This is a genomic window from Jeotgalibacillus marinus (assembly GCF_040801915.1).
Taxonomy (GTDB): domain Bacteria; phylum Bacillota; class Bacilli; order Bacillales; family Jeotgalibacillaceae; genus Jeotgalibacillus; species Jeotgalibacillus marinus.
The window spans coordinates 1-251 of record NZ_JBFMIA010000231.1 but is presented as its reverse complement, the minus strand read 5'-3'; the positions used below and the strand labels follow the sequence as shown (position 1 = coordinate 251).

Annotated in this window: 1 protein-coding gene; it reads right to left on the bottom strand. The window is 39.8% G+C overall.

From position 1 onward, the window contains the following. A partial coding sequence (locus AB1471_RS17655) for a hypothetical protein (protein WP_367781023.1) occupies window positions 1-251 on the bottom strand: 251 nt, incomplete at both ends.

The window sequence follows — 251 nt, the reverse complement described above, 5'->3', positions numbered from 1 at the left end:
CATTGAGCGATCGAAGAGAATCTTTTCCCGCGAGAAGTTGCAAGAGATAGTCATCGTTTGAGATATAAGGCAATGATAAGTGCTCCAAATTGGGAAAATTTTCCAAAAAAGTCTTGTCAAAATCCTCATCTGCTCGAATCTCCAACCTCTTTACTCCACTAAGAAACTCCAATAGTTTCTTCGGCATCTTTGTAACAGAGTATTCATTTTCCGCGCCATAATCCAGAAATAAGCTTTCAAGAGGCCAAGCA